General features: G+C 45.3%; 26 protein-coding genes and 2 tRNA genes. 18 read left to right on the plus strand and 10 right to left on the minus strand.

What is annotated here, in order from left to right; all coding sequences use genetic code 11:
* The first annotated feature begins 32 nt into the window (after positions 1-32).
* Together metG and AC2UZJ_RS04280 are read left to right on the plus strand one after the other, a co-directional pair.
* Entirely contained in the window at positions 33-2105 is a 2073-nt protein-coding gene (gene metG / locus AC2UZJ_RS04275; protein ID WP_486948873.1) for a methionine--tRNA ligase, read from the plus strand.
* Between the two features lie 16 nt (positions 2106-2121).
* Positions 2122-3036: a cation diffusion facilitator family transporter gene (locus tag AC2UZJ_RS04280; RefSeq protein ID WP_486948874.1), complete on the plus strand. Its 915-nt coding sequence runs from the start codon at positions 2122-2124 to the stop codon at positions 3034-3036.
* Positions 3037-3039: 3 nt separating this feature from the next.
* Here the strand turns inward: AC2UZJ_RS04280 and AC2UZJ_RS04285 are convergent.
* A tRNA-Gly gene (locus tag AC2UZJ_RS04285) sits at positions 3040-3113 on the minus strand.
* Positions 3114-3172: 59 nt separating this feature from the next.
* On the opposite strand from AC2UZJ_RS04285, the gene trmB reads away from it, so the two are divergent.
* The 3 genes from trmB to lysM all read left to right on the plus strand — a co-directional run bounded on the left by trmB (position 3173) and on the right by lysM (position 4615).
* Positions 3173-3898 (plus strand): tRNA (guanosine(46)-N7)-methyltransferase TrmB, encoded by a 726-nt coding sequence (gene trmB, locus AC2UZJ_RS04290; protein ID WP_486948875.1) that lies wholly within the window; start codon positions 3173-3175, stop codon positions 3896-3898.
* Between the two features lie 4 nt (positions 3899-3902).
* Entirely contained in the window at positions 3903-4100 is a 198-nt protein-coding gene (gene thiS / locus AC2UZJ_RS04295; protein WP_486948876.1) for a sulfur carrier protein ThiS, read from the plus strand.
* A 65-nt stretch (positions 4101-4165) separates the two neighbouring features.
* Positions 4166-4615: a peptidoglycan-binding protein LysM gene (lysM, locus tag AC2UZJ_RS04300; RefSeq protein WP_486948877.1), complete on the plus strand. Its 450-nt coding sequence runs from the start codon at positions 4166-4168 to the stop codon at positions 4613-4615.
* An 11-nt stretch (positions 4616-4626) separates the two neighbouring features.
* Here the strand turns inward: lysM and ffh are convergent, their stop codons facing one another.
* Positions 4627-6123, minus strand: a complete 1497-nt coding sequence (gene ffh, locus AC2UZJ_RS04305) for a signal recognition particle protein (protein WP_486948878.1) — start codon at positions 6121-6123, stop codon at positions 4627-4629.
* 98 nt (positions 6124-6221) lie between these two features.
* Between ffh and AC2UZJ_RS04310 the strand changes: the two genes are divergently transcribed.
* Genes AC2UZJ_RS04310 through ampD form a run of 3 tightly spaced genes read left to right on the plus strand, consistent with a single transcriptional unit; the run spans position 6222 to position 7901 of the window.
* The gene (locus AC2UZJ_RS04310; RefSeq protein ID WP_486948879.1) at positions 6222-7073 is read left to right on the plus strand and encodes a cytochrome C assembly family protein; all 852 of its coding nucleotides are present in this window, start codon (positions 6222-6224) and stop codon (positions 7071-7073) included.
* The gene (locus tag AC2UZJ_RS04315; RefSeq protein WP_486948880.1) at positions 7066-7308 is read left to right on the plus strand and encodes a PP0621 family protein; all 243 of its coding nucleotides are present in this window, start codon (positions 7066-7068) and stop codon (positions 7306-7308) included. The genes AC2UZJ_RS04310 and AC2UZJ_RS04315 overlap by 8 nt, the downstream gene beginning before the upstream one ends.
* A 5-nt stretch (positions 7309-7313) precedes the next feature.
* Positions 7314-7901, plus strand: a complete 588-nt coding sequence (ampD, locus tag AC2UZJ_RS04320; RefSeq protein WP_486948881.1) for a 1,6-anhydro-N-acetylmuramyl-L-alanine amidase AmpD — start codon at positions 7314-7316, stop codon at positions 7899-7901.
* On the opposite strand, the gene AC2UZJ_RS04325 is transcribed toward ampD, so the two are convergent.
* From AC2UZJ_RS04325 to AC2UZJ_RS04345, 5 genes are all read right to left on the minus strand, one after another.
* Complete coding sequence (locus tag AC2UZJ_RS04325; RefSeq protein ID WP_486948882.1) at positions 7858-8967, minus strand: alpha-hydroxy acid oxidase; 1110 nt, start codon at positions 8965-8967, stop codon at positions 7858-7860. The two genes, ampD and AC2UZJ_RS04325, sit on opposite strands and share 44 nt — an antisense overlap.
* Positions 8968-8970: 3 nt before the next feature.
* On the minus strand, positions 8971-9651 hold the full coding sequence (locus AC2UZJ_RS04330) for a Fe2+-dependent dioxygenase (protein WP_486948883.1): 681 nt from the start codon (positions 9649-9651) through the stop codon (positions 8971-8973).
* 29 nt (positions 9652-9680) lie between these two features.
* The gene (locus AC2UZJ_RS04335) at positions 9681-11876 is read right to left on the minus strand and encodes a TonB-dependent receptor (protein ID WP_486948884.1); all 2196 of its coding nucleotides are present in this window, start codon (positions 11874-11876) and stop codon (positions 9681-9683) included.
* A gap of 180 nt (positions 11877-12056) precedes the next feature.
* The gene (htpG, locus tag AC2UZJ_RS04340; protein WP_486948885.1) at positions 12057-13961 is read right to left on the minus strand and encodes a molecular chaperone HtpG; all 1905 of its coding nucleotides are present in this window, start codon (positions 13959-13961) and stop codon (positions 12057-12059) included.
* 105 nt (positions 13962-14066) lie between these two features.
* Complete coding sequence (locus tag AC2UZJ_RS04345) at positions 14067-15041, minus strand: acyltransferase family protein (RefSeq protein WP_486948886.1); 975 nt, start codon at positions 15039-15041, stop codon at positions 14067-14069.
* 2 nt (positions 15042-15043) lie between these two features.
* Between AC2UZJ_RS04345 and AC2UZJ_RS04350 the strand changes: the two genes are divergently transcribed.
* The 4 genes from AC2UZJ_RS04350 to AC2UZJ_RS04365 all read left to right on the plus strand — a co-directional run bounded on the left by AC2UZJ_RS04350 (position 15044) and on the right by AC2UZJ_RS04365 (position 17903).
* Entirely contained in the window at positions 15044-16234 is a 1191-nt protein-coding gene (locus tag AC2UZJ_RS04350) for an RtcB family protein (RefSeq protein WP_486948887.1), read from the plus strand.
* Between the two features lie 93 nt (positions 16235-16327).
* Positions 16328-16412, plus strand: a tRNA-Leu gene (locus AC2UZJ_RS04355).
* 154 nt (positions 16413-16566) lie between these two features.
* Positions 16567-17019, plus strand: coding sequence for a PACE efflux transporter (locus tag AC2UZJ_RS04360; protein WP_486948888.1), 453 nt, complete (start codon positions 16567-16569; stop codon positions 17017-17019).
* Between the two features lie 2 nt (positions 17020-17021).
* Entirely contained in the window at positions 17022-17903 is an 882-nt protein-coding gene (locus AC2UZJ_RS04365; protein WP_486948889.1) for a PaaX family transcriptional regulator, read from the plus strand.
* On the opposite strand, the gene AC2UZJ_RS04370 is transcribed toward AC2UZJ_RS04365, so the two are convergent.
* Both AC2UZJ_RS04370 and AC2UZJ_RS04375 read right to left on the minus strand, forming a co-directional pair.
* Positions 17875-19224, minus strand: a complete 1350-nt coding sequence (locus tag AC2UZJ_RS04370) for a carboxylesterase family protein (protein WP_486948890.1) — start codon at positions 19222-19224, stop codon at positions 17875-17877. The genes AC2UZJ_RS04365 and AC2UZJ_RS04370 overlap by 29 nt on opposite strands.
* Before the next feature lie 3 nt (positions 19225-19227).
* Positions 19228-20454 carry an acyl-CoA dehydrogenase family protein gene (locus AC2UZJ_RS04375; RefSeq protein WP_486948891.1) on the minus strand — a complete coding sequence of 409 codons (1227 nt, stop codon included), beginning with the start codon at positions 20452-20454 and terminating at the stop codon, positions 19228-19230.
* A 214-nt stretch (positions 20455-20668) separates the two neighbouring features.
* Between AC2UZJ_RS04375 and AC2UZJ_RS04380 the strand changes: the two genes are divergently transcribed.
* From AC2UZJ_RS04380 to AC2UZJ_RS04390, 3 genes are all read left to right on the plus strand, one after another.
* On the plus strand, positions 20669-21193 hold the full coding sequence (locus AC2UZJ_RS04380) for a flavin reductase family protein (RefSeq protein ID WP_486948892.1): 525 nt from the start codon (positions 20669-20671) through the stop codon (positions 21191-21193).
* A gap of 89 nt (positions 21194-21282) precedes the next feature.
* Entirely contained in the window at positions 21283-22329 is a 1047-nt protein-coding gene (locus tag AC2UZJ_RS04385) for a 2,5-dihydroxypyridine 5,6-dioxygenase NicX family protein (protein ID WP_486948893.1), read from the plus strand.
* Positions 22329-22931, plus strand: coding sequence for an EthD family reductase (locus tag AC2UZJ_RS04390; protein WP_486948894.1), 603 nt, complete (start codon positions 22329-22331; stop codon positions 22929-22931). Before AC2UZJ_RS04385 ends, AC2UZJ_RS04390 begins: the two co-directional genes overlap by 1 nt.
* A gap of 84 nt (positions 22932-23015) precedes the next feature.
* Here AC2UZJ_RS04390 and AC2UZJ_RS04395 read toward each other — a convergent pair whose 3' ends face one another.
* Positions 23016-23672: a peroxiredoxin gene (locus AC2UZJ_RS04395; protein ID WP_486948895.1), complete on the minus strand. Its 657-nt coding sequence runs from the start codon at positions 23670-23672 to the stop codon at positions 23016-23018.
* A 155-nt stretch (positions 23673-23827) separates the two neighbouring features.
* Between AC2UZJ_RS04395 and AC2UZJ_RS04400 the strand changes: the two genes are divergently transcribed.
* The 3 genes from AC2UZJ_RS04400 to AC2UZJ_RS04410 are packed head-to-tail and all read left to right on the plus strand — an operon-like array spanning position 23828 to position 26625.
* A complete protein-coding gene (locus tag AC2UZJ_RS04400) occupies positions 23828-24832 on the plus strand; it encodes a DctP family TRAP transporter solute-binding subunit (RefSeq protein WP_486948963.1) in 1005 nt (334 codons plus the stop codon).
* 9 nt (positions 24833-24841) lie between these two features.
* Entirely contained in the window at positions 24842-25330 is a 489-nt protein-coding gene (locus tag AC2UZJ_RS04405; protein ID WP_486948896.1) for a TRAP transporter small permease, read from the plus strand.
* Positions 25327-26625: a TRAP transporter large permease gene (locus tag AC2UZJ_RS04410; protein ID WP_486948897.1), complete on the plus strand. Its 1299-nt coding sequence runs from the start codon at positions 25327-25329 to the stop codon at positions 26623-26625. Before AC2UZJ_RS04405 ends, AC2UZJ_RS04410 begins: the two co-directional genes overlap by 4 nt.
* The last annotated feature ends 33 nt before the right edge of the window (positions 26626-26658 follow it).

Below are 26658 nucleotides of genomic sequence, written 5' to 3' on the forward strand. Positions count from 1 at the left end.
GCGGGCTATTTCCCTTTATAGGTTTTAGTTATATGTCGCGCACGATATTCGTTACTACTGCACTCCCTTATGCTAATGGTTCCTTCCACATCGGTCATATTATGGAATACATACAAGCCGATATATGGGTGCGTTCTATGCGAATGTCTGGCCATACGGTGCATTTCGTAGGTGCTGATGACGTACACGGCGCGCCTATTATGCTAAAGGCCCAAAGTGAAGGCATTACTCCAGATGAGTTGGTTGAGCGAGTAGCCGCTGAGCGTCCGCAATACCTAAACGGCTTTCATATTGCCTTTGATCACTGGCACCGTACGAATTCCCCTGAAAACGTTGAGCTATCACAAGGCATCTACAAAGCCCTTAAAGCTGCCGGCTTTATTGAATCGCGCGTTATTGAACAGTTTTATGATTCGGTTAAAGGCATGTTTTTACCTGACCGCTACGTCAAAGGTGAGTGCCCTTCCTGTCACGCTAAAGAGCAATACGGTGATAACTGCGAAGCCTGTAGTTCTGTCTACTCTCCTACTGATCTCATTGAGCCGTACTCCACGCTGAGTGGCACCCGTCCTGAACTGCGCTCTTCTGAGCACTTTTTCTTTAAGCTTTCTGACCCTCGTTGCGTGGAGTTTCTCCAAGACTGGACCACAGGCACTGCCCCTGATGGCAGGCCACGTTTACAGTCTGAGGTATTAGCAAAAACACGCGAATGGCTAAGTAACGAAGACGGAGAAGCTGCCCTCACAGACTGGGATATTTCTCGCGACGAGCCCTATTTTGGCATTCCCATTCCTGACGCCCCCGGTAAGTACTTTTATGTGTGGCTAGATGCGCCAGTGGGATATTTAGCCTCCTTAAAATCTTACTGCAAAAAAGAAGGCTTAGATTTTGATGCTATCGTTGATCCAGAAGGCAATACTGAGCAAGTACATTTCATTGGTAAAGACATTGTGTACTTCCATGCGCTTTTTTGGCCTGCCATGCTTAAATTCTCTGGCCGCAAAACGCCTGACGCATTACGTGTGCATGGCTTCATCACTTTAAGTGGTGAAAAAATGTCCAAAAGCCGCGGCACTGGCATTGATCCGTTGCGTTACTTAGATCTCGGCATGGATGCCGAATGGATGCGCTATTACATCGCTGCCAAGCTTAATTCCCACGTGGAAGATGTGGATTTCAATCCCGATGATTTTATCGCTCGCATTAATAGTGATTTAGTGGGTAAATACGTTAATATCGCCAGCCGTGCTGCTAATTTCATTGGCAAGTTTTTTGACGGTAATCTGGGGTATGTGGGTGATACAGCAACTATGGAAGCCGAACTGTCTGAAATAGCTAAAGCCGTGAGTCATAACTTAGAAATAGGTGAATACGGCCGTGCAGTACGCCAAATTATGGCGCTCGCTGACAACATCAATCAGGCCTTTGATACTGCTAAGCCTTGGGTGCTTGCCAAGGGTATAGCCGACGCTTCGGAAGACACCAAAGCTCAGCTGCAAGATATTTGTTCTCGCGCTCTTGCCGGTTTTAAAGCATTGTCTGTAATGCTGGCTCCCATTGTGCCTACCTTAGCGCAACGCGTAGCCACTGATCTCTTTGGCATGGACCGCACCTTCGTTTGGTCTGATGCTGCAGAGCTACCTACACACATTGCTCGTTTTAAACATTTATTACAGCGGGTAGACGCTAAACAAATGGATGCCCTCTTAGAAATGCCGGAGATTGAAGAAGAAGTCGTCACTCCCGGGGGTGAAGCCATTGCAGAAACGATAGATATCAAAGACTTCGCAAAACTAGATTTACGTGTGGCGAAGATTGTAGAGTGCACCGAGGTGGAAGGCTCCGATAAATTATTACGCCTCATGCTAGATGTTGATGAGGGCAAATTGCGTCAAGTATTCTCTGGCATTAAATCGTCCTACAAGCCCGAAGACTTAGTTGGTAAACTAACTGTGCTAGTGGCTAATCTTGCTCCTCGTAAGATGCGCTTTGGTGTTTCTGAGGGGATGGTCTTAGCTGCCAGCCACGCTGATGAAAAATCCAATCCAGGGCTTTACATTCTGGAGCCACACTCTGGCGCTACCCCTGGTATGCGCATCAGTTAATTATTACTCGAATTCTGTGGAAAAAAATCATAATTTAGATCTAGAACGTAGCCAAGCAGCCAAGCGTTCTACCTTAGTCAGTGTGGCTGTTAATATCACATTGTCTATACTGCAGCTTGTCATTGGGATTATTGCCAAATCACAAGCTTTGGTGGCTGACGCCATTCACTCCCTATCAGATTTGGTCTCTGATGGGATTGTGCTCTTTGCTAATAAACACAGCACAAAGGCTCCTGATGCCAATCACCCTTATGGCCACCGGCGCTTTGAAACTGCTGCCACTTTAGCTGTGGGAGTGATTTTATTAATAGTAGGTCTCGGGATGCTTTGGCGCAGTTTTTTAAAGCTACAAGATCCCGGATTAATAGAAACCGTTCATCTCATTGCTTTACCGGTTGCCATCTTGGCTTTGGTAGCTAAAGAGCTACTCTTTAGGTATATGCTCAGCGTAGCCAAACGAGTACGCTCTACTATGTTAGCTGCCAATGCGTGGCATGCCAGGTCTGATGCTGCCTCTTCTTTGGTGGTGGCCATTGCTATTGTGGCAAATATTATGGGCCTGCCTATCGCGGACCCTTTAGCCGCTTTAATAGTGGGGCTCATCATTTTTCGTATGGGTTGGCGCTTTTTTGTTGAAGCCTTTAAAGACTTAATGGATAGAGCGGTAGACGATGAAACCGAAGCCAAAATCGAAAAACTATTACTAGAAACGCCGGGGCTCTATGGCATACACGATCTCAAAACGCGTAAACTAGGCGATATGATTTGGGTGGAGGTGGATCTAGAAATGGATGCTACTTTAACCATTGCTCAAGGCCATGATATAGCGGAAGATGCGCGTAAACGCGTGATTGATGCCCTACCGGTATTAGATGTGATGACTCACTTTGATCCGATAGATGTGGAAGAGCATAAAAAAGAATCAACTTAAAAATGGAGCGGGTGAAGGGAATCGAACCCTCGACTAAAGCTTGGGAAGCTTTCGTTTTACCATTAAACTACACCCGCAACGCACTAATAAAAGCATCTAAGTCTTGTATTATAACTCAAAGTTTAACCCTTGCCCCATGAATTCTGAAAAAAAACCCAAAGACTTCGGTCATATTAAAAGCTTTGTGTCGCACCGTGCACACATGACCCCTAGTCAAAAAGACGCCTTTGATCGTTTATTACCTGTTTGGGGTATTGAGCATCGTAAAGAAATTATAGACCTTACCCATACCTATAAACGTGAAGCTCCTACTATCTTGGAAATTGGTTTTGGCATGGGGGAAACCACCCTCAAAATTGCCCAAGCTCGCCCGGAAGATAACTTCCTTGGTGTAGAAGTATTCCCTGCCGGTGTGGGCGCTTTACTCAAACGTATTGAAGACAATCATGTAGAAAACATTCGTATTATTCAGCACGATGCGGTGGAAGTGCTGCGTGATATGATTTTACCTGCCACCTTAGCTGGGGTGCATATCTACTTCCCCGACCCTTGGCCCAAGAAGCGCCATCATAAGCGCAGACTCATACAACCTCCTTTTATTGAGCTTTTAGCCTCTAGACTGGCTCCTGGCGGCTACATACACTGCGCCACTGATTGGGAGCATTATGCCGAGCAAATGCTAGAAGTCTTATCTACCAGTGAGTTACTAGACAATAAGCATGATGGTTTTGCTCCACGTCCCGATTACCGTCCTCAAACCAAATTTGAAACACGCGGTCTAAACTTAGGTCATGGTGTTTGGGATCTACTCTTTACGCGTAACTTGCAGCCAAATCCTACAAAAATACAACTGGAGTCGTAAACAAATGCAAATTATTCTTAATGGTGAAAGCCGAAACTGCACAGCCAAAACCATCTTAGCGCTGATTTCTGAACTAGGTTATGTAGACAAACGCATAGCTATAGAGCTAAATGGTGAGATCGTGCCTAAAAGTCAGCATGCCACTACTTCTTTAAATGATGGCGATCAGCTGGAAATTGTGGTGGCCGTCGGTGGTGGTTAATTTAAGTTCTTATAGGCATAATAAAAGCCTAAGTCTTTTTTATTAATTACGGACCGGAGTTTATTATGGGTGTTTTTAGTTTCTTAAAAAACGTTGGTGAGAAAATCATGGGTAGCAGCGATACCAAACCCGCTCAGCCCGAAGAGCTCAAAAAAGAGCTCGCTAAACACAAACTTGACGCCGAGGGCATTGATGTACAGGTAGATGGTGAGAAAGTCACAGTAACAGGCTCAGCACTTACTACTGAACAGGCAGAAAAAATCACCTTAGCTTTAGGCAATACCATGGGTGTTTCTGAGGTGGAAAACAAATTAGAAGTGGCAAAACCCAGTACTGAAGCCCGCATGTACACCGTAAAAGCAGGTGATACTTTATGGAAAATTTCCGAAGAAATGTACGGCAAGGGCAATGGCGGCAAATATAACGTTATTTTTGAGGCCAATACCCCTATGCTCACACATCCCGATAAAATTTATCCAGGCCAGGTACTACGTATTCCTGACCTAGAGAGCTAAAACTAACAGTCTTAGCGGCGGCGTCTGCCTTTACGGCCTTTACCACCCCCTTTACTGCCACCACGGCCGCCGCCTAACATACCGCCAAGGCCACTCATCATCCCACTCATGCCGCCACCGGCTAAACCGCCCATGCCACCCATGGCGCGCATCATTTTAGCCATGCCGCCGCCCTTCATTTTCTTCATCACCCCTTGCATTTGCTCAAACTGCTTGAGCATCTGATTTACCTCTTGAACAGGCACGCCAGACCCCAAAGCAATACGACGTTTTCTAGAGGCTTTGATGATTTCGGGTCTTGCACGCTCGGCTGGCGTCATGGCATTAATAATGCCTTCGGTTCTACGCATTTGTTGATCAGCTTCACCGCCTTGAAGTTGCTCTGCCGCCGAGGCAAACTGCGCGGGTAGCTTTTTCAACAAAGAACCCATATCACCCATTTTTTTCACTTGCTGCAACTGATCTTTAAAATCGTTTAGATCAAATTTATCGCCACTTTTAATTCTAGTGGCCATTTTCTCAGCTTCGGAAATATCGATATTACGTTGTGCTTGCTCAACCAAACTAACGATATCACCCATGCCTAAAATGCGCTGTGCCATACGTTCAGGGTGGAAAGGCTCTAGACCATCTAATTTTTCTGACACCCCTACAAACTTTAATGGCTTGCCTGTAATATGGCGTACCGATAAGGCAGCGCCACCACGCGAGTCACCATCCAGCTTGGTAAGCACTATACCGGTTAAAGGCAGCGCATCTCCAAAAGCTTTAGCTACGTTAACCGCATCCTGCCCCTGCATGGCATCAACCACAAATAATGTCTCTATAGGCTTTACGGTATCATAAAGCAAGCGTATTTCTTGCATCATGGCTTCATCAATACCTAAGCGACCGGCAGTATCTAGAATTAATACATCATAGTGCTGTTTACGAGCATGATCTACAGCGCGCACTGCAATATCGGCAGGTTTTTCAGATGAGCTGGTAGGTAAAAAATCCACCCCTACTTGGCCTGCTACCGTTTCAAGCTGATCTATGGCTGCAGGCCTATACACGTCAGCACTCACCACTAACACTTTCTTTTTGCCGGTTTTGCGACCGTTATGCGTGTGGCCACCTTCACTAAGCCACTTAGCAAGCTTACCAGTTGTAGTGGTTTTACCTGCACCTTGTAAACCAGCCATTAAAATAACGGCTGGTGGCTGGGTGGCTAAAGAAAGCTCTGCTGCATGCTCGCCTAAGTCCCCTCCCATGAGCTTGGCTAGCTCTTTGTCTACAATCCCCACCAAAGCTTGGCCAGGATTTAAGGAATCGGCCACTTCTTGACCTAGAGCTTGCTCTTTAACGCTAGCAATAAAGTCACGGACTACGGGTAAAGATACGTCGGCTTCAAGCAATGCCATACGCACTTCACGCAGCATCTCTTGAGTATTGGTTTCGGTTAGTCTAGCTTGGCCACGCATTGTTTTTACAACACGTGACATACGCTGAGTAAGATTTTCAAACATAAGGCTGGTTTCGCTTAAACTAAAGAATGAGGAGACAGATTGAATATGGTTTACTGTGGCATGGTGCCTGAAAACCTTTACCTACCCTGTCGATTAATATGTCTGTAAGTATAGTATTTCATGGATTGGCGGCTCTTGCCTATGGCATATTGGCCTTGGCGCTATGGCTGCCCATACAAAAGCACCAACGCGCTCCGCACTTAAACCGCTTATTTAGAGCGGGTTTATTAGTTGCTATCATTATTCATGGTATAGGGCTGTTATTATCCATAAACATGCCACAAGGCTTATATATAGGGTGGGCCATCGCATTATCTGCTGCATTATGGCTAGGTATGGTGGTGTTTTGGTTTGAAAGCCTATATTTACGCTTAGATAGCTTACTTCTTATATTACTACCTACCGCCATGATAGTCAGCTCAGTTACCTTGCTTTTCCCTGAGGGTATACTTGTACACCACACTAAGAATGACTGGCTAGGTATTCACTTACTGATTGCTCTAGCCGCTTATGGCCTAGCCGGTGTGGCTGCTATGCACGCTATATTTATTACGGTGCTTGATAGGCAGTTACACCGCCCAGTACAAGCCGTAGGCCAGCAAAACACTTGGTACAGAGCGCTAGACAGTATGCCGCCATTAATGGTGCAAGAAGACTTGCTCTTTAGGCTCATACGCACGGCTTTTATTGCACTCACTTTAACCGTTATTACCGGGATGGCGGTATCATTACGGATTGATAATCAATTACTACCATTAGACCATAAAACCTTATTTACCTTATTATCTTGGTTAACGTTTGGTGGTTTGCTCATAGGTAGACGTATACGCGGCTGGCGTGGGCGTGTGGCTTTACGCTGGACGTTAGCTGGCTTTGCCTTTTTATTATTAGCTTATACCGGTAGTCGTTTTGTGATGGATGTTATTTTAGAGCGAGGTTCTCTTGGGTAAATTATTATTATGGGCAGTGGTTATTATTGCCGCTTTATTTATTACACGCATAGTCACACAAAAAAAACCCTTTATTGCACCACCACGTAAAGATAAAGCCCCAGCGCCTCAAGGCTCAGAAGAAATGGTACGCTGCGCGCACTGCGGTATTTATCTGCCAAGGTCTGAAGCGCTGATGAGTAATAACCATACTTGGTGCAGCCTAGAGCACGCCAAGCTGGGCACGCGCTCTTAAAGGCTATGAGCCCACCACTGCTAGAGCTCGATAAAACAGGCTGGCTACTACCGCAAAATAGCGTACAGCTTGCCCCCTCACCCAACTACGATCTACGCCCGGTGGGTTTGCGCCCTTATTTACTAGTAATACATGGAATTAGTCTGCCACCCAATCAATTTCATGGCGATGCTGTAGTGCAATTTTTTCAAAATCAGCTCGATTTTGACGAGCACGCTTGGTTTGAAAACATACGCGGCGTCACGGTTTCTGCACATTTTTTTATACGTAGGGATGGCCACTTAGTACAGTTCGTCTCTACAGCGGATCGCGCTTGGCATGCCGGCATATCCACTTTTCATGGGGTGGAAGGTTGTAATAACTTTTCTATAGGGGTGGAGTTAGAAGGAGCAGATCATACTCCTTATACCGAGGCCCAATACTCTCGCTTAGCAGAATTAACTCGCGTTTTAGATCAGCATTATCCGTTGCGCGCTATACGCGGTCATGAGCATATAGCGTCTGGCCGTAAAACTGACCCCGGCCCCGCTTTTAATTGGTCACACTATGCTAGGAAAACGGCGTTGGCTTTGAACTTATTTCCGCGTGTCTGATGTCTGCTAAGGTGGCACAGCCTGCTAAAGCCATGGTGACTTCTAACTCAGTGCGTAGTAAATGTAATACATGGGCCACACCGGCAGCTCCTGCCACTGCCAACGCATAAATATACGGCCGCCCTATTAATACCGCCTGCGCTCCTAGCGCTAAAGCAATAAAAACATCGGTGCCACGCCGAATACCACCATCCATAAGTACTGGTATTTGCCCCGCCACAGCTTGCACTACCGCGGGAAGTGCTTGCAAAGCAGTGGGCATCAGATCTAAAACACGCCCTCCATGATTTGACACAATAATACCTGCTGCACCGATTTGCACTGCTTTTTTTGCATCTGCCGGGTGTAAAACACCTTTAAGATAAACGGGTAAAGGGCATTGAGTGATAAATGTAGCCACATCTTCCCATCGTGGTGCTGTGGTTAAAAAACTGCTGCCAAACAACGGGCTTTGTCCTGCTTCGGAGCGGGGCAAAGCCCGTTGTTTAATACCACGTAAATTGACGGCCTCTATGTCTTCGGGAAGTACAAACTGGGCACGTTGCTCGGTATTACGTACGCCATTAATAGGAGCATCAACGGTGAGCACTATGGCTTCTATGTCTAAGGCTACAGCCTGATCTAAAAGACGTTGGCTTGCATCGACATCTGTTTGCCAATACCACTGCAGCCACTGCGGCCCTGGGGCATGCTGCACCAATGTTTGCAAGTCTACCGAAGCTTGCATACTGATAATAAATGGGGTTTGCATGGCAGATGCCGCAAGGGCGGAAGCCACTTCGCCATCTGGGTGGGCCATACGCTGGTAAGCCACGGGTGCTAAAAATATAGGAAAATCGTATTCCTGATTCGTCCCTTGAAGGGTGAATCGGGTATTTGCTGCAGAAAAATCTTGTAATACACGTGGCCAAATCTGATAGTTTTCTGCTGCATTAATATTACGATTCAGTAATTTTTCATCGGCCACACCACCACTAAAATACGCCCAGGCTTGAGGACTCATACTGGCTTTAGCATAAGGCAGGTAGTCATTAACAGCCGCTATATTTGTGGGTATATGTACCATGCCTTAAACTTCCGCCCATTCGCGTAATAAATTATGATAAACCCCACTTAGCTTGGCCAAATGAGGATCGTCAACATCATTTGCCGCAATCGCCTGAATACTTTGATCTAAGTCCCATAAAATACTGCGCTTATGGGCCTGGCGCACCATACTTTGCGCCCAGAAAAAAGAAGCTAAGCGGCTGCCTTTAGTCACCGGATTTACACGATGCAAACTGGTGCCTGGATACACCACCATGTCACCAGCATTTAGCTTGATACTTTGCGTACCATAAGTGTCTTCAATAATGAGTTCACCGCCTTCGTACTCATCAGGTTCACTGAAAAACAAGGTAGAAGACACATCACTGCGCAGACGTTCTGCGGTACCCACTATGGGAAAAATGGCATTATCGATGTGATTACCGTACGTGCCGCCACCTTGGTAACAGTTAAAGCGTGGCGGCAGTATCTTAGCGGGTAATACCGCCGACACATAGGTGGGATTATTATGCAAAATATGCAGTAAAAAATCCCCCACCTGCTGCGCAATAACACTGTCTACAGGCAACTGTAAGTTGGCTTTCACTCCTTGGGCCAAATAGCCCGCAGTTTTTTTGCCATCTTCCCATTGCGCGGAGAGTAGAGCCTGTTTGCAGTCTTGCACTTGTTCAGGCGTTAAGACTTGGGGGATTCGAATCAACATATTTACAAAAACCTACCTGTAATCAACAATCAATAACGATATGTGGCATTTAACATGTAAGAACGACCGGGCCCAACATTCGCAAATAAACCTACGTGGGACGCATCATACACACGGGTATTAGTGATGTTATTGATATTTGCCTGTAAGCTGAAATCTTTGGTGACGTCATAATTCACCATCGCATCATACACCGTACTGGAGGGCAAGCTGTAAATGTTGGCATCATCTACGTAACGTGAACCCACATACGTGGCACCGCCACCTACGGTCCATTGAGGGTGCACTTTATAGGTAGTCCATAATGTGGCACTGTGTTTAGCAATAAATTTCACTTGATTGCCATCAAACACCTTATCACCATTACGGTATTTTTTAATTTTAGGATCTAGATAAGTATAACCCGCCCAAATATCCCATTTAGGTGTAATACTACCATTAGCGCTAAGCTCAAAACCACGCACACGATTGCTACCATCTAAGGTCACATCACCCGTGAGCGGATCGGTGGAACGAGCATCAGTTTTATCTGTTTGGAATATAGCAGCGCCTAATGACAAGCGCTCATCCATCACATCCCACTTCGTTCCTAGCTCCCATGAGCGACTTTTCTCTGGCTTGAGATCGTAAATTTTTGCACCGCCCGCTGGACCGTCAGCGCCACCGGCTTGACCTAAGTTCTCTCCGGCAGGGTTAGACGAGGTACCATAAGACAAATAAATAGACGCATTTTCTACGGGTTTATACACCACCCCCGCTTGGTAATTAAACATATTGCTCGTGTTACTGTCTGCAGGATCTATGCCATTTCGTCCCATTGACTCTTCTTTGGAGACTTTAAAACGGTCATAACGCACTCCGGCATTTAAAGACCATTGCTCATTAAGATCGATGGTATCAAACACATACACTGACTGTGTTTTAATATCCCCATCTTTGGTCTTGGGCCCATAACCAATATCAAAACTATAAGGACGATGTGGGTTTGGGTTCCAGAAAGAATCAGTATCACTACCTGGGCCACCACTCATGGCTTTGGTGTAAATACTTTCTTTACTGAACTCTACCCCAGCGGTGAAGCTATGCGTTAAGCTGCCCGTATCAAAGGTGCCATACACATCGGTCTGGTTAATGAGGTTTTTACTTTCCCGCCAACGCATACGGTCTGCACGGGTAAACAGCAAACCAGGTCCTTCAGTGGCGCAAGCGCCTGTATCTCCAGCAGCACAATTGTCAAACGAGGGTCGAGTGAAAAGATAATGGTTTAAACTTTTCCCATAACGGGTGGTGTTACGCGCGGTGATTTGGCTATTGAGGTCATGTTCAATTTGTGCTGTAGCCGTATCAAATTTATTTTTACGAAAATCGGCATTATCACGACCATAAAAATTATCTCTATCCACTTTTATAGGACGTGTACGATCTGGGTTAGCGTCATTTTTAAAAGGGATACCCATATCAGGGGTATCATTATTTTCTATATGCGAGTAGCTCAAAATAACGCGCGTAGGCGTACCTAAACCAAAGGCCACCGAAGGTGCTATCCCCCAACGGTCTTTTTTCACGGTATTGCGGCCCGGCATATCACCACCTGTACGCATCAGGTTTAAGCGCATAGCTCCGGTATCAGAAAACTGGTAGTTACCATCTACAGTTAATCGATATTGACCGCCATTACCAATGCCTGCAGTCCCTTCAGCCGCATTCCCCAAGTGTGGAGTTTTAGTCACTAGGTTAATGCTACCACCGGTACCGCCGCGGCCTGTATAAGCAGAGCTTGGCCCTTTCATCACCTCTATCGACTCAAGATTAAAGGTTTCATGAGAGCCACGGGCATAATCGCGCACGCCATCAATAAAAATATCGGTACTGGCTTCATAGCCACGAATGAAGGGTCTGTCACCCGTGGGCGTACCACCCTCTCCTGAGCCTAAGGTAACACCCGGTGTAGCACGCAATACATCTTGTAAAGAAGTCGCCCCACGGTCTTTGATGAGTTTTTCTGGGATGATGTTAATGGTGCGTGGTGTATCTAAAAGGGGAGCAGTCATTTTAGGAGACTGCACCTCAGGGGCTTGATAGCCTTCCAAAGGAGCGGCTTCCACCGAAATGGTTTGCATTTGTTGTACAGCATTTGTATTACTGCTTTCTGTGGTTTGCGCTAAGGCCGGTAAACTAAGTGCGCTGCAAATAGCCGTATAAAGTAGGGTTTGGTTGCTAGACATCAAACTGCTCTCCGTGATGCGATTTGTTAATTTTGTTAAAGATTAAACAAGAAGATCAAATGATAATCATTATCATTAGCAAACGCAAACCCATTTCTTTTAATTTTTTCATTGTAGATTTTAGGCAACAAAAAGGCGATGCAAAAATGCATCGCCTTTTTCAATTAAACGTAGAACGCGTTATTTTTTCAATAACAAACGGTTCATACGCTGCACAAAGGCAGCAGGTTCATCTAAAGCGGCGCCTTCAGCCAGCATGGCTTGATCTAAAAGTACCGCGGCCCAATCGGCAAAATCATCTTCATTAGCTGCATCAATATGACTAATAAGCGTGTGCTCTGGATTAATCTCCAAAATGGGTTTGATGTCTGGTGCAGGTTGGCCCGCCGCTTGCAACATACGCAACAAATGCGGGCTCATTTCGTTTTCATCCACCACCACACAAGCGGGAGAATCAACCAAACGGCTAGTGGTACGCACTTCCTTTACTCTGTCACCAAGCGCTGACTTTAACTTCTCTATGAAAGGTTTGAGTTCTTCTGCAACCTTCTCTTGCTTTTCTTTGTCCTCTTCATCAGCTAGATCGGCCAAATCTAAGCCGCCTTTGGCCACTGAGACCAGCGCTTTATCTTCAAATTCGGTGAGGAAAGACAGCATCCATTCGTCTACACGTTCGCTCAGTAATAAGACCTCTATGTCTTTTTTCTTAAAGACTTCGAGGTGTGGGCTATGTTTTGCTGCGGAATACGAGTCAGCCGTCACATAATAAATCTTGTCTTGACCTTCTTTCATGCGAGAAATGTAATCAGCGAAGGACACATTCTGCACATCAGAATCATTATGTGTAGAGGCAAAACGTAATAAGCCGGCAATACGTTCTTTATTACCCGAGTCTTCGCCCACACCTTCTTTCAATACTTGACCAAAGTTCTGCCAGAACTCCGCATATTTATCAGATTGATTTTCGGCCAAATCTTCTAATAAGCTGAGGACACGGCGGGCTGAACCTTCACGTATGGAGCGCACATCACGGCTTTCTTGCAAGATTTCACGTGATACGTTGAGGGGTAAATCAGCCGAATCAATGACTCCACGCACAAAACGTAGATAGTTAGGCAGTAATTGCTCAGCATCATCCATGATGAAAACACGTTTTACATACAACTTCACGCCATGTTTAGCATCACGGTCCCACATATCAAAAGGAGGGCGTTTAGGCACATATAAAAGCTGTGTGTACTCAGTGCGACCTTCTACGCGATTATGTGACCAAGCCAGTGGGTCTTCAAAATCATGCGCAATGTGCTTATAAAACTCAATGTATTGCTCATCTTCAATTTCATTTCTGGAGCGTGTCCATAGCGCATTAGCTTGGTTAACGGTTTCCCAATCATTGGATTTCACTTGCTCTTGCTTTTCTTCATCCCACTCTTCTTTGCGCATTTGTACTGGCAAAGAGATATGATCGGAATACATACGCAAAACAGAGCGCAAGCGGAATCCATCAGCAAACTCGGCTTCTTCTTCACGCAAATACAAGGTAATAGAGGTACCACGGTCGGCCTTTTCAGCCGGCGCCACATCAAACTCACCTTGGCCCGCAGACTCCCACAGCACGCCTTCGGTTTCTGGCGTACCGGCTTTACGACTTAGTACAGATACTTTTTCTGCCACAATAAAGGAGGAGTAAAAACCCACGCCAAACTGACCAATCAGCTGTGCATCTTTTTGCTTATCACCCGTTAACTGGCTAAAGAATTCTTTAGTGCCTGAGCGTGCAATGGTGCCTAGATTTTCTACCGCCTCATCGCGCGTCATGCCAATACCATTATCCGAAATGGTAACCGTACGATTTTCTTTATCGTACTCCACGCGAATACGCATTTCCGCATCGCCCTCTAAGAGCTCGGGGTTATCGATGGATTCAAAGCGTAGCTTGTCGCAGGCATCAGAAGAGTTAGAAATCAGCTCACGTAAGAAAATCTCTTTGTTGGAATACAAAGAGTGGATCATTAAATTGAGTAGCTGTTTGACCTCAGTTTGAAAACCCAGGGTTTCCGCAGTGTGTTGTTCGACTTGGCTCATAATTTATCTACACAAAAATTGAAAAGTTATCTGTATTGAATCTTACTATTTGAATTGGATATCTATACTTGATTTGTGTTGGATATGGGGACGAAGTGAAATATTTCAAGCCTTGGCACGTCGCTTACGCTGCAGCGGCAACTCTACAAAGTGATAACTCAACACCGCTAAGCCAAGGCTCAGCCCTATCAATAACCACATAGGAGCGAGTGATTGGTATAGGGCAAATAAGCCCCAGTGCCACAAATACCAACTATAACTAATACGCCCTATATACACTAAAGGCCCAACACTTAATGCTCTGTTTAGGGGAGTTTTTGGAGAATTAAAAATAAACAATGCCACTGCTATCACTGGCAACAGCACGGTGATATTTGGATAAGGCACATAAGGAGTAATCAGTAACAACCCGAAAACAAAACAGGCTACTATGCACCCACTGCTAACTGCTGCAAAACGCGGCGGCAACGTTTGACCATACATGGCTATAGCCGCTCCCATTGCCATCTCAAATAATCGACTACTGGGTGCATAAAATAACCAACTATCTGCTCCTAAAACATACAACCCCCCTACACTGCCTATGCTTAAAAGAGCCGCTACGAACAACCCGTACCTATACAGCATTAAAAAAGGCCATAACAAATACAACTGCCCTTCTATCCCTAAAGACCACAAGTGTAAAAACGGATTATGAGCATACGCGTCACTAAGGATTCCTTGATCTATTGCCAAGTACAAATTGGTGCTGAACACACTGGCACTTAGCGCGTATTTCCACAGTGCGCTATACTGATAGGTATTCAGCACAAAGTACGCCAACATCAAAATGATGAGCAAAAACAATAACAAAGGCGGATACAGCCGCTGTAGACGATGTTTATAAAAACCCAAAATGTCAGCAATCGATGACACTTTTTTGCGCTGTAAAAGCTGTGTAATCAGATAACCAGACAACACGAAGAACAAATCCACGCCCATTAACCCACCCGGCAATAGCTGTGGATAGGCGTGAAATAACACCACACATAAAATCGCCACGGCCCGTAAACCATCTAAATCAGCTCTATAGCTATACATATATGAAACAACTTATTGAAGAAGAAAACGCTAGACCTATTAAAATCTGGACGCATGACATCAGTCCAGACGCTTTAGAACAATTAAAAAATGTATCCCGATTACCCTTCGTACACGCGCATGGTGTAGTTGCTATGCCCGATGTGCATGTAGGCATTGGCGCTACGGTAGGCAGTGTGATTGCCACAGACACCGCTGTTATTCCTGCCGCCGTAGGCGTGGACATTGGCTGCGGTATTAATGCCGTACGCCTCTCTTTAACCGCTAATGATTTACCTGATAACTTAGCTCCTATTCGCCGCCAAATTGAGCGTGTAATCCCCGTAGGCATGGGACCAGGAGGCACACATAAACATAAAAACATGCCTGATTTTGACCCGGAGCTGGCCAATAGACTTAAGCAACTGATGGCCAAGCACCCTCTTTTAGAAAAAAACAACGCCCAACGCCAAATTGGTACTTTAGGCTCCGGCAATCATTTTATTGAGCTCTGTTTAGATCAAAATGATGATGTTTGGGTGATGTTGCACTCTGGCTCACGAGGTATTGGGAATCTTATTGGCCGTTACTTCATTGAAAAAGCCAAAAAACGCATGGAATCACTAGATATTACGTTGCCTGATAGTAACTTAGCTTATTTATCTGATGGCAGTGAGGATTTTGATGATTACGTAGAAGCCGTGCAATGGGCCCAAGACTACGCCTTTGAAAACCGCCGCGAGATGATGGAAAGAACCATTGCCGCCATACGCCGCGAAATTAAAAAGCCTTTCCACGTCACCGAAGAAGCCATTAATTGTCATCATAATTACGTAGAACAGGAAGAACACTTCGGCAAGCAGCTTTGGGTAACCCGCAAAGGCGCTATTCGTGCGCGTGAGGGGGATTTAGGCGTGATTCCTGGTAGCATGGGTCAGCGCAGCTATATTGTGCGCGGTAAAGGCAATTTAGATTCCTACTGCTCGTGCGCTCATGGCGCTGGCCGTCAATTTAGCCGCACCGAAGCCCGTAAGCGCTTTACTGTAGATGATCTGATAGCACAAACTGAGGGCGTGGAAAGTCGTAAAGATAAAGCCGTACTCGATGAATTACCAGCTGCTTACAAAGACATTGATGAAGTGATGGCAAACCAAGAAGACTTAGTAGAAGTGCTGCATATTTTGAAGCAAGTAGTGTGTGTGAAAGGTGGTTAATTATTCCTTCTATGTAGACAAAATTTCTTGCTTAAAACCACAGCTCTCTATATAATTACCTACTTAGCTGCTACCAAAGAGATGACAGCACGTGCCCGAGTGGTGGAATTGGTAGACGCGTCGGACTCAAAATTCGATCCCGCAAGGGGTGCCGGTTCGATTCCGGCCTCGGGCACCAGAGCATAATCAATAGACCTCAAATGAGGTCTATTTTTTTGTTTAAAGGGCCTTGATTTGTATAGGTTTAGCTAGCTGTTTGTAGTCTCATCTAGTATGCTTACATCGATCTTTAATTCCGGCTCCGGCACCAAGAAATACTTAAAAGGTTTCCGTTGATCACTCTTACTCCATTCAAACGTCGTATGCTCTACGTGGGCGTTTTTGAACTTTTAGCCGTTCTTCTATCGACTCCTATCTTAATGATACTCAGTGGGAGTGATGAGTTCGGGGAGTCTTTTCCTGTAGCCATTCTCGTGTCAACTGCTGCTGTAATTTGGAATTACATTTATAATACCGGCTTTGAACACTGGGAAAAGCGCAAACAAATCATGGCACGTAATTTTCGAGTGCGCAGCATACATGCTGTGGGTTTTGAGGCTGGGCTCTTTCTTATATGCCTCCCTTTGTATATGCTTTGGTATGGCGTAAGTCTTTGGAAAGCCATTTCCATGGAAGCCGCGCTTTTACTCTTCTTTTTACTCTATACGTTTTTCTTCACACTGGTTTTTGATAAAATTTTTACACTGAACCATCAAAACCCAGCTCACCTGACAGATGTCAACTAAAAATGAAAACCACTGTTGCCATTGATGAGTTTATTGCGGGGCGAGGACATAAAGTCAGCGAGCAGCCAAGTCATCATCATTATATAATGACCCTTTTTGGCTTATACGGGCGCCCAGCGGGCAAACCCATTCCTATCTCTGTGGTAGTTAAACTCTTAGCTGCGCTAAACTCAGAACCTTCCAGTGTGCGTTCCTCTATTTCCAGATTAAAAAAGAAAGGCGTGCTTCTAAGTCAAAGAAAAAAAACCGGTACTAACTACTCATTGCTCCCTGAGCTAGAACCACATATGCAAAGCGGGGATGATCGCATCTTCACCCCCTTAGCCGCTAAGGTGGGCGACCCATGGCTTTTAATTTCGTTTTCAGTACCAGAAAGTGAGCGCAAAAATAGGCATTTAATACGTACTGGTTTAAGTAGAATGGGCTTTGGTGTGGTAACAGCAGGTTTATATATAGCACCGGTGCGTTTAAAAGCCGCCGCTACTGAATACATCAGAGAGCATGAGCTTTGGGAGTACGTTGATCTGTTTATCTCTGAAGCCAGCACGCACATGGACATAAAAAACAAAGTAGCCAAATGGTGGGACTTAGATGCCTTAGCTTCTGAATACCAAACCTTTATAGACATCTATGAGCCAGAAATAAACCAATGGCAAAAACAACTACGTCTAGGCACGGAAACAGCAGAGCAAGCCTTTAAACTTTATATGCCTATGATGACGCAATGGCGGGGTTTACCTTTTTTAGACCCTGGTTTGCCCCCAGAATTACTACCCACCAACTGGGCGGGTAGCAAAGCTCGTAAAGTATTTAATGAATTACATAGACTGCTGAGGTCTCTAGCTGAAGAACACGTCACCTCTGTGAGGCAGGAACTCCTTTAGCAAAATCCGCCATTTCAGAAATCAACGTTCGGGATTCAACCTCAAAAAGATCGGCATCATAGCCAGCAAGCATAGGGGCATCTTGCCAAGCCCATAAATTACCAAACTGAAATGGTAAGTCAAAACAATGACCGCTATGCAACCGCTCTAAAGGACTAGCTACATTAAAGCTGGTTGAAATCACGGAGCGCCCTTGTTTTATTAACGCACCGGCATAGTGTGATGGGAAACGTTGGAACTGCCGCCATGAAGACGCTGCTACTAGCTGCCTATACGGTGACAACCCGGACTTCGCCCCCGTAAACACGCCATTAAACTGAAGCTCAGGTGGTAAATCCTCCAAGCGCCACTGTCCTAAAGCGTCATCTACCTGCTCTTGGCTTGCTGCATACTGCTCAGGCACATTAAATAAAAAGGTGGAGGATTCGTCTGCAGTACAGCGTAAATATACCGCTTCAGCGTGACAAGCCTGGGCTGCCCACTCTGGCTCCAGCAGTTGTTTTGGTAAAGCAGCACTGGCTACCGGTAAAAAGGCAGCTGGCCCATAAGCTAATTGCACAGGCTCTCTATGCAATGCCGCCATACCCGCTTTCAACGCCTCGGCTACAGGCGCTATCTGTAACTTTCCATTTAATGATGAGTCAGCTCTGTGCGTGGTTGCTTTTTGTGTTTCAGGTGTCCAAGGCGTACGTGTGCCCATACTATGTAGGGCAACCCTATGTATTAAACCTTTGGTTTCCGAAAGCACAGAAAGTAAATGCGCATACCACCCTCCCGCAGACTGCCCCATTAAGGTAATTTTGTAGGGATCTCCGCCCACCTGCTGCACATTATCTGCTACCCAACGCAACGAGAGCAAAATATCAGCCGCAGGCAGTGGCAACTCATGAGCATCCGCTTGCCCCATATGGCCTAAAGGCCCTAAGCGATAATTAACAGTCATCACCACTAAACCTTGGGCTGCCAGTCTGGAGCCATCATACCAACTCATGGCCCCACCCCCCGTCATCCAAGCACCACCATGAATAAAGAAAACAACAGGTAATCCAGTCGCCTCTTTAGGTGCCCAAATGTTCAAAAAAAAGGCATCTTCAGACTGTGAGTTCGCTTTTCCTTGCCCCATGACAGCGGCCAACCTGCTAGGTAACTGAGGGAAAATAGGGACCTCTTGCTGGCTTGATACTTTTAATTGCTCAAAAGCAGGCGTAGCAGCACTAAACCTTTTAGCTGTGGCATACCGAATGCCATACCAAGCGCACACCTGCTCGCCGTCAACCTTCTTCACCTCTGATGGTGCGCCTAGTTTAGTTTGTTGTTTCATTATTTAAAGCTTTGTAGAAATGTAATCCGTGCCTGTTAACGCATTACCATGCAACTCATAGCCCATGGGGGCGGTAATAGAAGCGTGGCGTGTGCCTGTATTAATGTCACGCCACATGCGCCCAAGGAAACTATTTTCAGCAAATGCCGCCGTACCATGCAACCAGCACAATTCATTAACCGCATCTACTACCTCATGCCCCGCATGGCCAATCCCTGCACGATGCCTTGCACGTAAAGGTATAGGCATAGGTACTACTCCCGCTGCCGTTGCATCAATTTCGGCGGCTGAACGCGTTAACAGTAAGTTTGCACTATCAATTTTAATACTGGTGGCACCAAGATTTTGTACAAATGCCCCAGAATCCGACTGTTTAGTGTAATGGGTATAAGTAATACCACGCTTATTTGACAACTCATTGGTGTAATCTAAGGCTGCATAAGCAGCACCCACCGCCACAGATTGAATGGTAGTAGACATAGTTAAGTGCGGAGTAATTCTACGGCCAAAGGTAGCATTGGGATCTTTTTCTGGACCATTGCCCATAAGCTCATCAAAGGTTCTCACGCGGTTTTTAGGTAACCATAGATTTTCTGTGATCATAGTATTAGAACCTGTACCACGCATCCCGATGGTGTACCACGTATCCTCAATGTCAAACTCATCTCTGCGCATGAGTGCAAAGCCAACTTTTGGCTCATCCGTTTCATTTTCTTTAATATAAAGAATGCCCAAAGCCCAATCGGCATTATTGCTATTGGAAGCAAAAGGCCATTTACCGGTTACTCTCCAACCCTCACCATCTGGTGTAGCAGTGCCTTGGGGTTGAGCAAATATAGAGGCCGATTTAATAGGTCCATTCGCAAACACTTCATCTAAGGCATCATCCCCAAATCGATTCGCTAACATCACTGAGCCATTTGAAATCACAATGCACCACGCTGCACTGGGATCATAATAAGCTGCGGTTTTAGCCACCTCTAATAACATCGCCGCGCCGCCTTCATAACCACCATAACGCTTTAAGGTGGAAATATCCCAAGCACCGGTAGACTCCAACGCCTCCACAGAAACTTGGGGCAACATACGATTTCGATCTGCGATTACAGCCTGCTCACGTAATAGCGGTCCAATTTTATGAATTCGCTCAACAATGCCAGCCGTTTCCTCATGAGATGGCGCGCCAGAAACAACAATACGATTTTTTTCAGCAGTAATAGTAGTAGACATAATAATCCTTAACGTTATTTAATTATTTACGCGTGTTTCCACCCTAACAAAGCAGGCTCAAAAACAACACGACCGTAATGATATAGCAATATAATATAATTTTTATTGTTTATTTAAATTCATGGTTTACCCTAGACTTATTGCAATTATTTGACGGCCGGCTAATAATTGAACTCATAAAGCAGTGTTTTATTTGCCTTAAAGGATAATACTTATGTCTACTGAAATTAGCTTTTGCCAGAAAAAACTACGTGAAGCCTTCGGCCATTTTCCCTCCGGTGTAGCCGCCATTGCCGCCTTACACGAGGGTGAACAACATGTTATTGTTGCTTCAAGCTTTTCTGTGGGAGTTTCTCTTGAGCCACCCTTAGCCGCATTTTTTGTACAAAAATCATCATCTACGTGGGAGTACTTAGCGCAAGCAGAACGCATTGGGGTATCTATTCTGAACTCTGACCATGCCGATATGTGCTTACAATTAGCGGGCTCTAATAAGCAAAACCGCTTTAACGGGATTGATACCCACATCACGTCTTCGGGCGCAATCCGTATCCCTAATGCTTCCGTTTGGTTCGACTGCTCTATTTATGCTGTGCATCCGGCCGGAGACCATCTTGCCGTACAACTACTAATTCACGACTTACAAACCCAAAAAGAACACGAGCCTTTGGTGTTTCATGGTTCAAAATTTACCCGTCTAGCTTTGCCCGAACCTGAGTTTGAGCTTATGTATGGTTAAAACTACTTCTATAGATTTGTAGACTTACGGGTTCTGTCGTGTTTTGGGTTTTTAGATTTTTTGTTTTATTTTAATTAAGGATATTAAGCATGCTAGTAGAACGTATTGAAGGCAAATGGATTGCTGATTTTGTGGAAGTGTTTGGTCTATGTAAAGTACAACCCGGTGAAGTGGCTGCCATTCTCTCTGAATCTCAATCACGTACCGTATTAACGGAGCTCGCTGAACTCGCTCTTACGCAAATGGGCGCCAAAGTATTTCACGTACGCATTCCATCACCCAGAATTCAAGGAACAGTGCCTTTACGCTCTACAGGTACCTCACTCGCTTTAGACGGCTTAGAGCCGGTTATTAACGCGCTTTCTTCTAGTCAGTTTATTGTGGATTGTACTGTGGAGGGTTTGCTGCACTCAGTAGAGCGCAATGAACTGCTCTCTAATGGCGCGCGTATTATGATGATTAGTAATGAGCACCCAGAGATTTTAGAGCGCGTTAAACCTAGTCTGGCCGTTCATGAAAAAAGCCAATTAGGTGGTGATCTGATTACGCAAGCGAAAACCATGCACGTTAGCTCTGCTGCCGGCACAGACCTCACCATTGATCTCAAAAATGTACAGGGCCGAGGTAGCGCAGGTATTGCAGATAAACCGGGTAACTTTGGTTATTGGCCTGCGGGTTTATGTATTTGCTATCCGAATAACGGCAGTGTTAATGGCACAGTGGTTCTTGATGAGGGTGATGTGAACCTCACCTTTAAACGTTATTTGGAATCTGCTGTTACGTTGCATATTGAAAATGATTTTGTCACAAAAATTGAAGGCCAGGGGTTAGATGCTGAGCTTATGCGCTCATACTATGAAAGCTGGAATGAGCCTGATGCTTATGCTGTCAGTCATGTGGGCTGGGGTATGGCACCTGCTGCTCGTTGGGACTCCATGATCATGTATGATAAACGGGATCATAATGGCACTGAGTTACGGGCTTTTGCAGGCAACTTTTTATTCTCTACCGGTGCTAACCCAGCAGCCAATCGCTTTACTGACTGTCATTTTGATTATCCTATGCGTAACTGCACCATTCGTTTAGATGGCAAAGTGGTGGTAGATAAAGGCGTACTTCAAGGTGAATTATCCTAATGAGTACACCTCCTCTATTTCGCGTTATTAGTCTAGGAAGTGGAGCTGTAGCTCAACAAGAAAAACCCGTTGCCTGCTCTTCTTTCTCTGTCTCTAAAGCTGATGAAGAAATATATACAGACTCTACGCCGGCTGCTGATTGGCTGCTAGAGTATGACTTTTTAACTAGTGCGGCCGCACATAGGTGGCGCGTCCACTTAGCAAAACAACAGCCCACCGCCCAGCATTTGATAGTGCAAGCCATAGAGCAAAAAAACGTGAGTGGGGGTAAGGCTGGAATTAAAGTGGTGCGTTTTGCTAAAAAACACCCAGAATTAAGTACAGAAGCGTTCAGAGATTACTGGCGTAATCAGCATGGCCCTATAGCTTGTGCCAGCCCATGGCTCTACCGGTATGAGCAGCTGCATGTAGATGACAACGAGTATCTAACCACTACTCCCCCCTGGGATGGCTTTACACTGTCTTATTTTGAGTCGCTTTCTGCCATGCAAAAGCATGCAACACATCCTGCAGGTAAAGCGGCAGCTCAAGATATTGTGAACTTTCTGGCCCCCGGCCCTTTACCCTTTGTTATTATGAAATCAGTGAAAAACAGTAAGTAATAAAAAAATAAAAAAGACCTCAGTTTATTCACAATAAAAACCGAGGTCTTTGCATGGCTTCATCGCTGAAGTCAAAAATAAATATTACTTCGCCTGATGCTTAGTAAAGCGTAGGTAAGGTAATTTAATATCAATTTCACCAAATTTCTCTTTGGCTTGCTCATCATCTAAACCTAAACCCACAATCACGTCTTGGCCAGGTACCCAATCTGCAGGCGTCGCTAAAGGCTGACCATCAGTGGCTTGGATAGCATCTAAGGCGCGTAAAATCTCAGCAAAGTTACGGCCTACTGACATAGGGTAAGACATGGTGAGACGCACTTTTTTATCTGGGCCAATAATAAATACCGTGCGCACGGTAGCGCTATCAGCGGGTGTGCGGCCATCAGGCAAGTAGGCATCTGCCGGCAACATATCGTAGAGCTTTGCTACTTGTAAGGATGTGTCATCAATAATAGGGAAGTTTGCGGGAGCACCTGAAAAAGCTTCAATATCACGCATCCATTTGATGTGATCATCTACATCATCCACCGATACGCCCATGACTTTAGTATTGCGCTTTTCAAACTCACCCGCTAAACGAGCTACCGCACCAAACTCAGTGGTACATACGGGGGTAAAGTCTTTAGGGTGTGAAAATAAAATAGCATAACTATCACCCATCCAATCATGCAAAGTGAGCTCACCTGCAGTGGAGTCAGTGGTGAAATTAGGTGCAATATCATTAATACGAACGGCCATAATATATCCTTTTTAGATGATGGAACTTCATTACAATCCTATCATATCAACCATGAATTGTAAGACAAAAATTATTATATCTCCCTAACTAAACGCGATTAGATGCACTGATTCTGCTAATATCAATGTTTTCAAAAAAGTAAATGGAGATAATGATGAGAATTAAAAAATGGCTAACTCTTAGCGCTGCCTGTTTAGCCTTTAGTGCCACTACCGCCTTTGCTCAAGAAACACGTGAGTTCTCCGTATCCACCGTTTTATCTGATGCTTTTCCTTGGGGACAAGCCGCAGAAAAATGGGCTGAATTAGTCAAAGAGCGCTCCGATGGCCGTATAACTCTAAAAGTGTATCCTAATGCCCAGTTGGTCTCGGGAGATCAAACCAAAGAGTTTTCTGCCATGCGCAGCGGCTTAATTGATATGGCTGTGGGGTCCACTATTAATTGGTCAACTCAAGTACCTGAGGTAAACTTATTCTCTTTGCCATTTTTAATGCCGGATAATGCTGCTGTAGATGCTATTACCCAAGGCGAAGCAGGTAAAATGGTATTTGATGCCATTGAAAAGCGTGGCGTGATGCCACTGGCATGGGGTGAAAATGGTTTCCGTGAAATCTCTAATTCTAAAAAAGTGCTTGATGCGCCTGAAGACTTAGAAGGCTTAAAAATCCGCGTAGTAGGCTCTCCTCTGTTTTTAGATACCTTTAATGCCCTAGGAGCAAACCCCACACAAATGAGCTGGACGGATGCGCTACCCGCGCTCACCACCGGTGCTGTAGATGGCCAAGAAAACCCCTTAGCCGTTTATGACGTGGCCCGAGCAGACCGTGCTAATCAAAAGTACCTCACGCTTTGGCATTACATGAATGACCCTCTTATTTTTGGAGTGAGTCAACGTGTTTGGTCCACTTTATCAGCTGAAGATCAAGCCCTTTTAAAAGAAGCGGCCATCGATGCCGGTCAGTGGGAAATTGAAAAATCCCGTGCGGAATTAGACAATACCTTAGAAACCATTCGCGAGCGCGGTGTTGAAATTACTGAGCTCACACCCGAGCAGCATCAAGCCTTTGTTGATGCCACACAATCCGTCTATGAAAAATGGATTCCACGTATTGGTGAAACCCTAGTAGAAACCGCTCAAGAAGCAATAACAAATCGTTAATTACTTACCATGTCCTCTAAACCCAAAACTCGTATTGAGTCGTTTTTAGGCATTATTGCCTTAGCCGCCATTTGTATTATTAGTTTGGCCAATGTGATCGTACGCTATACCACCAATGCCTCCTTTGCTTTTACTGAGGAATTTTCCGTGTTTTTAATGGTGATTTTAGCTTTTGCAGGTGGCGCTGTTGCCGCTCGCAATAACGAACACATTCGTATCACTCTACTAGAACAGCACTTTGGCCTGTTAGGTCGGCGTATTATTTATACCTTGCAATGGCTAGGGGCTGTAGTGGTATTGGGTTTAGTCGCTTGGTATGGTGGTCTTCTAACTTATGAGGAGTACACGTGGGAGTCCTTATCAGCTGGGCTAGGACTTCCCACCTGGATTTATTTGATATGGCTACCTGTATTGTCTGTGGCCATCATTATTCGTAGCACACAAAGCTTAATCTATCGTTTAAAAAGCAGCTATAACCCAGCAGAGGAGCAAGCATGAGCCCTGATCTCTGGATGTTAGCCATTTTTGGGGCTTCTTTATTACTAGGCATGCCAGTCGCTTTTGCCTTGGGTTTAGGTGGTGCTGCGGGTATTGTTACGGGGCTTTCCCCCGATATGTTGGCCACTTTAGGCACGAATACTTATAACAGTATTGCTAAATACCCCCTGATTGCCATTCCTCTTTTCATATTAACCGGGCTTATTTTTGAGCGTGCTGGCGTAGCCGCTAGTTTAGTTGCCTTTGCGCAATCCTTAATTGGGCAACGCCACGGTGGTCTGGCCTTAGTAGCGGTTTTAGTTTGCTTAATTATGGGTGGTATGAGCGGTTCGGGCCCAGCAGATGCGGCGGCTGTGGCCATGGTCATGTTACCCAGCATGACAAAAGCCGGTTACCCAAGACCTTTTTCCGCTTCCTTAATTGCCGCTGCCTCCTCCACTGCCATTTTAATTCCGCCTTCCATCGCACTTATCCTGTATTCGGTAATGTTACCGGGTTTAGATTTACGTGCTCTGTTTGCTGCCGGATTATTTCCTGGCCTGTTAGCGGGCGCTTCCCTATTAGTCCCTGCTTACTTTCTAGCTAAGCGTAATGGTTGGGAAGCCGTCAAAACCGAAAAGCGTCCAGCGATTGGCAAGAGTTTCATTAAAGCCATTCCAGCTTTATTTGCACCTGTGATTATTTTAGGAGGCTTACGCTCAGGGCTTTTTACGCCTACTGAAGCCGCTGTAGTGGCTGTGACCTATGGTCTGATTTTAGGTGCTTTTGTTTATAGGCAGCTCACTTGGGCGGGCTTATTAGATATGTTTAATGAGGCCGTTAAAATTTCAGGTATTGTGCTGCTTATTATTGCTTTAGCAGGCATTTTTGCTTGGGCAGGTACTACCTTAGGTACCTTTACGCGCTTGGCAGACACTATTTTATCTATTTCCGATAACCCATTGGTTCTGTTATTTTTAGTGATGATTTTAGTGCTCTTAGCAGGCATGCTACTAGATGCTATTTCTATTTATCTGATATTAACGCCGGTATTAATTCCATTAATTAACCACTTTGAGTGGAATCCCATTTGGTTTGGAATTTTACTGGCCATGAATATCGCTATCGGGCAATTCACTCCGCCTGTGGCGGTAAATCTGATGGTAACAACTAAAGTGGCGAACATACGTTTAGAGCACACCTTTGGTTGGGCCTTGCTGTTTATGGTAACCATGTTTAGTGCGCTACTATTGGTGATGTTCTTTCCAGGGATTGCGTTGTGGCTACCAGAGTATTTGGGGTTTGCCATTAATTAATGGTCTAGGAATTAGCTATACACTATATAAAAA

The organism is Paenalcaligenes sp. DL 309 (assembly GCF_057475285.1).

Coding starts and splice junctions, on each gene's coding strand:
- metG (WP_486948873.1), top strand. CDS start 33: ATGTCGCGCACGATATTCGTTACTACTGCACTCCCTTATGCTAATGGT.
- trmB (WP_486948875.1), top strand. CDS start 3,173: ATGAATTCTGAAAAAAAACCCAAAGACTTCGGTCATATTAAAAGCTTT.
- thiS (WP_486948876.1), top strand. CDS start 3,903: ATGCAAATTATTCTTAATGGTGAAAGCCGAAACTGCACAGCCAAAACC.
- lysM (WP_486948877.1), top strand. CDS start 4,166: ATGGGTGTTTTTAGTTTCTTAAAAAACGTTGGTGAGAAAATCATGGGT.
- ffh (WP_486948878.1), bottom strand. CDS start 6,123: ATGTTTGAAAATCTTACTCAGCGTATGTCACGTGTTGTAAAAACAATG.
- AC2UZJ_RS04310 (WP_486948879.1), top strand. CDS start 6,222: ATGTCTGTAAGTATAGTATTTCATGGATTGGCGGCTCTTGCCTATGGC.
- ampD (WP_486948881.1), top strand. CDS start 7,314: ATGAGCCCACCACTGCTAGAGCTCGATAAAACAGGCTGGCTACTACCG.
- AC2UZJ_RS04325 (WP_486948882.1), bottom strand. CDS start 8,967: ATGGTACATATACCCACAAATATAGCGGCTGTTAATGACTACCTGCCT.
- AC2UZJ_RS04330 (WP_486948883.1), bottom strand. CDS start 9,651: ATGTTGATTCGAATCCCCCAAGTCTTAACGCCTGAACAAGTGCAAGAC.
- AC2UZJ_RS04335 (WP_486948884.1), bottom strand. CDS start 11,876: ATGTCTAGCAACCAAACCCTACTTTATACGGCTATTTGCAGCGCACTT.
- htpG (WP_486948885.1), bottom strand. CDS start 13,961: ATGAGCCAAGTCGAACAACACACTGCGGAAACCCTGGGTTTTCAAACT.
- AC2UZJ_RS04345 (WP_486948886.1), bottom strand. CDS start 15,041: ATGTATAGCTATAGAGCTGATTTAGATGGTTTACGGGCCGTGGCGATT.
- AC2UZJ_RS04350 (WP_486948887.1), top strand. CDS start 15,044: ATGAAACAACTTATTGAAGAAGAAAACGCTAGACCTATTAAAATCTGG.
- AC2UZJ_RS04365 (WP_486948889.1), top strand. CDS start 17,022: ATGAAAACCACTGTTGCCATTGATGAGTTTATTGCGGGGCGAGGACAT.
- AC2UZJ_RS04370 (WP_486948890.1), bottom strand. CDS start 19,224: ATGAAACAACAAACTAAACTAGGCGCACCATCAGAGGTGAAGAAGGTT.
- AC2UZJ_RS04375 (WP_486948891.1), bottom strand. CDS start 20,454: ATGTCTACTACTATTACTGCTGAAAAAAATCGTATTGTTGTTTCTGGC.
- AC2UZJ_RS04380 (WP_486948892.1), top strand. CDS start 20,669: ATGTCTACTGAAATTAGCTTTTGCCAGAAAAAACTACGTGAAGCCTTC.
- AC2UZJ_RS04385 (WP_486948893.1), top strand. CDS start 21,283: ATGCTAGTAGAACGTATTGAAGGCAAATGGATTGCTGATTTTGTGGAA.
- AC2UZJ_RS04390 (WP_486948894.1), top strand. CDS start 22,329: ATGAGTACACCTCCTCTATTTCGCGTTATTAGTCTAGGAAGTGGAGCT.
- AC2UZJ_RS04395 (WP_486948895.1), bottom strand. CDS start 23,672: ATGGCCGTTCGTATTAATGATATTGCACCTAATTTCACCACTGACTCC.
- AC2UZJ_RS04400 (WP_486948963.1), top strand. CDS start 23,828: ATGAGAATTAAAAAATGGCTAACTCTTAGCGCTGCCTGTTTAGCCTTT.
- AC2UZJ_RS04405 (WP_486948896.1), top strand. CDS start 24,842: ATGTCCTCTAAACCCAAAACTCGTATTGAGTCGTTTTTAGGCATTATT.
- AC2UZJ_RS04410 (WP_486948897.1), top strand. CDS start 25,327: ATGAGCCCTGATCTCTGGATGTTAGCCATTTTTGGGGCTTCTTTATTA.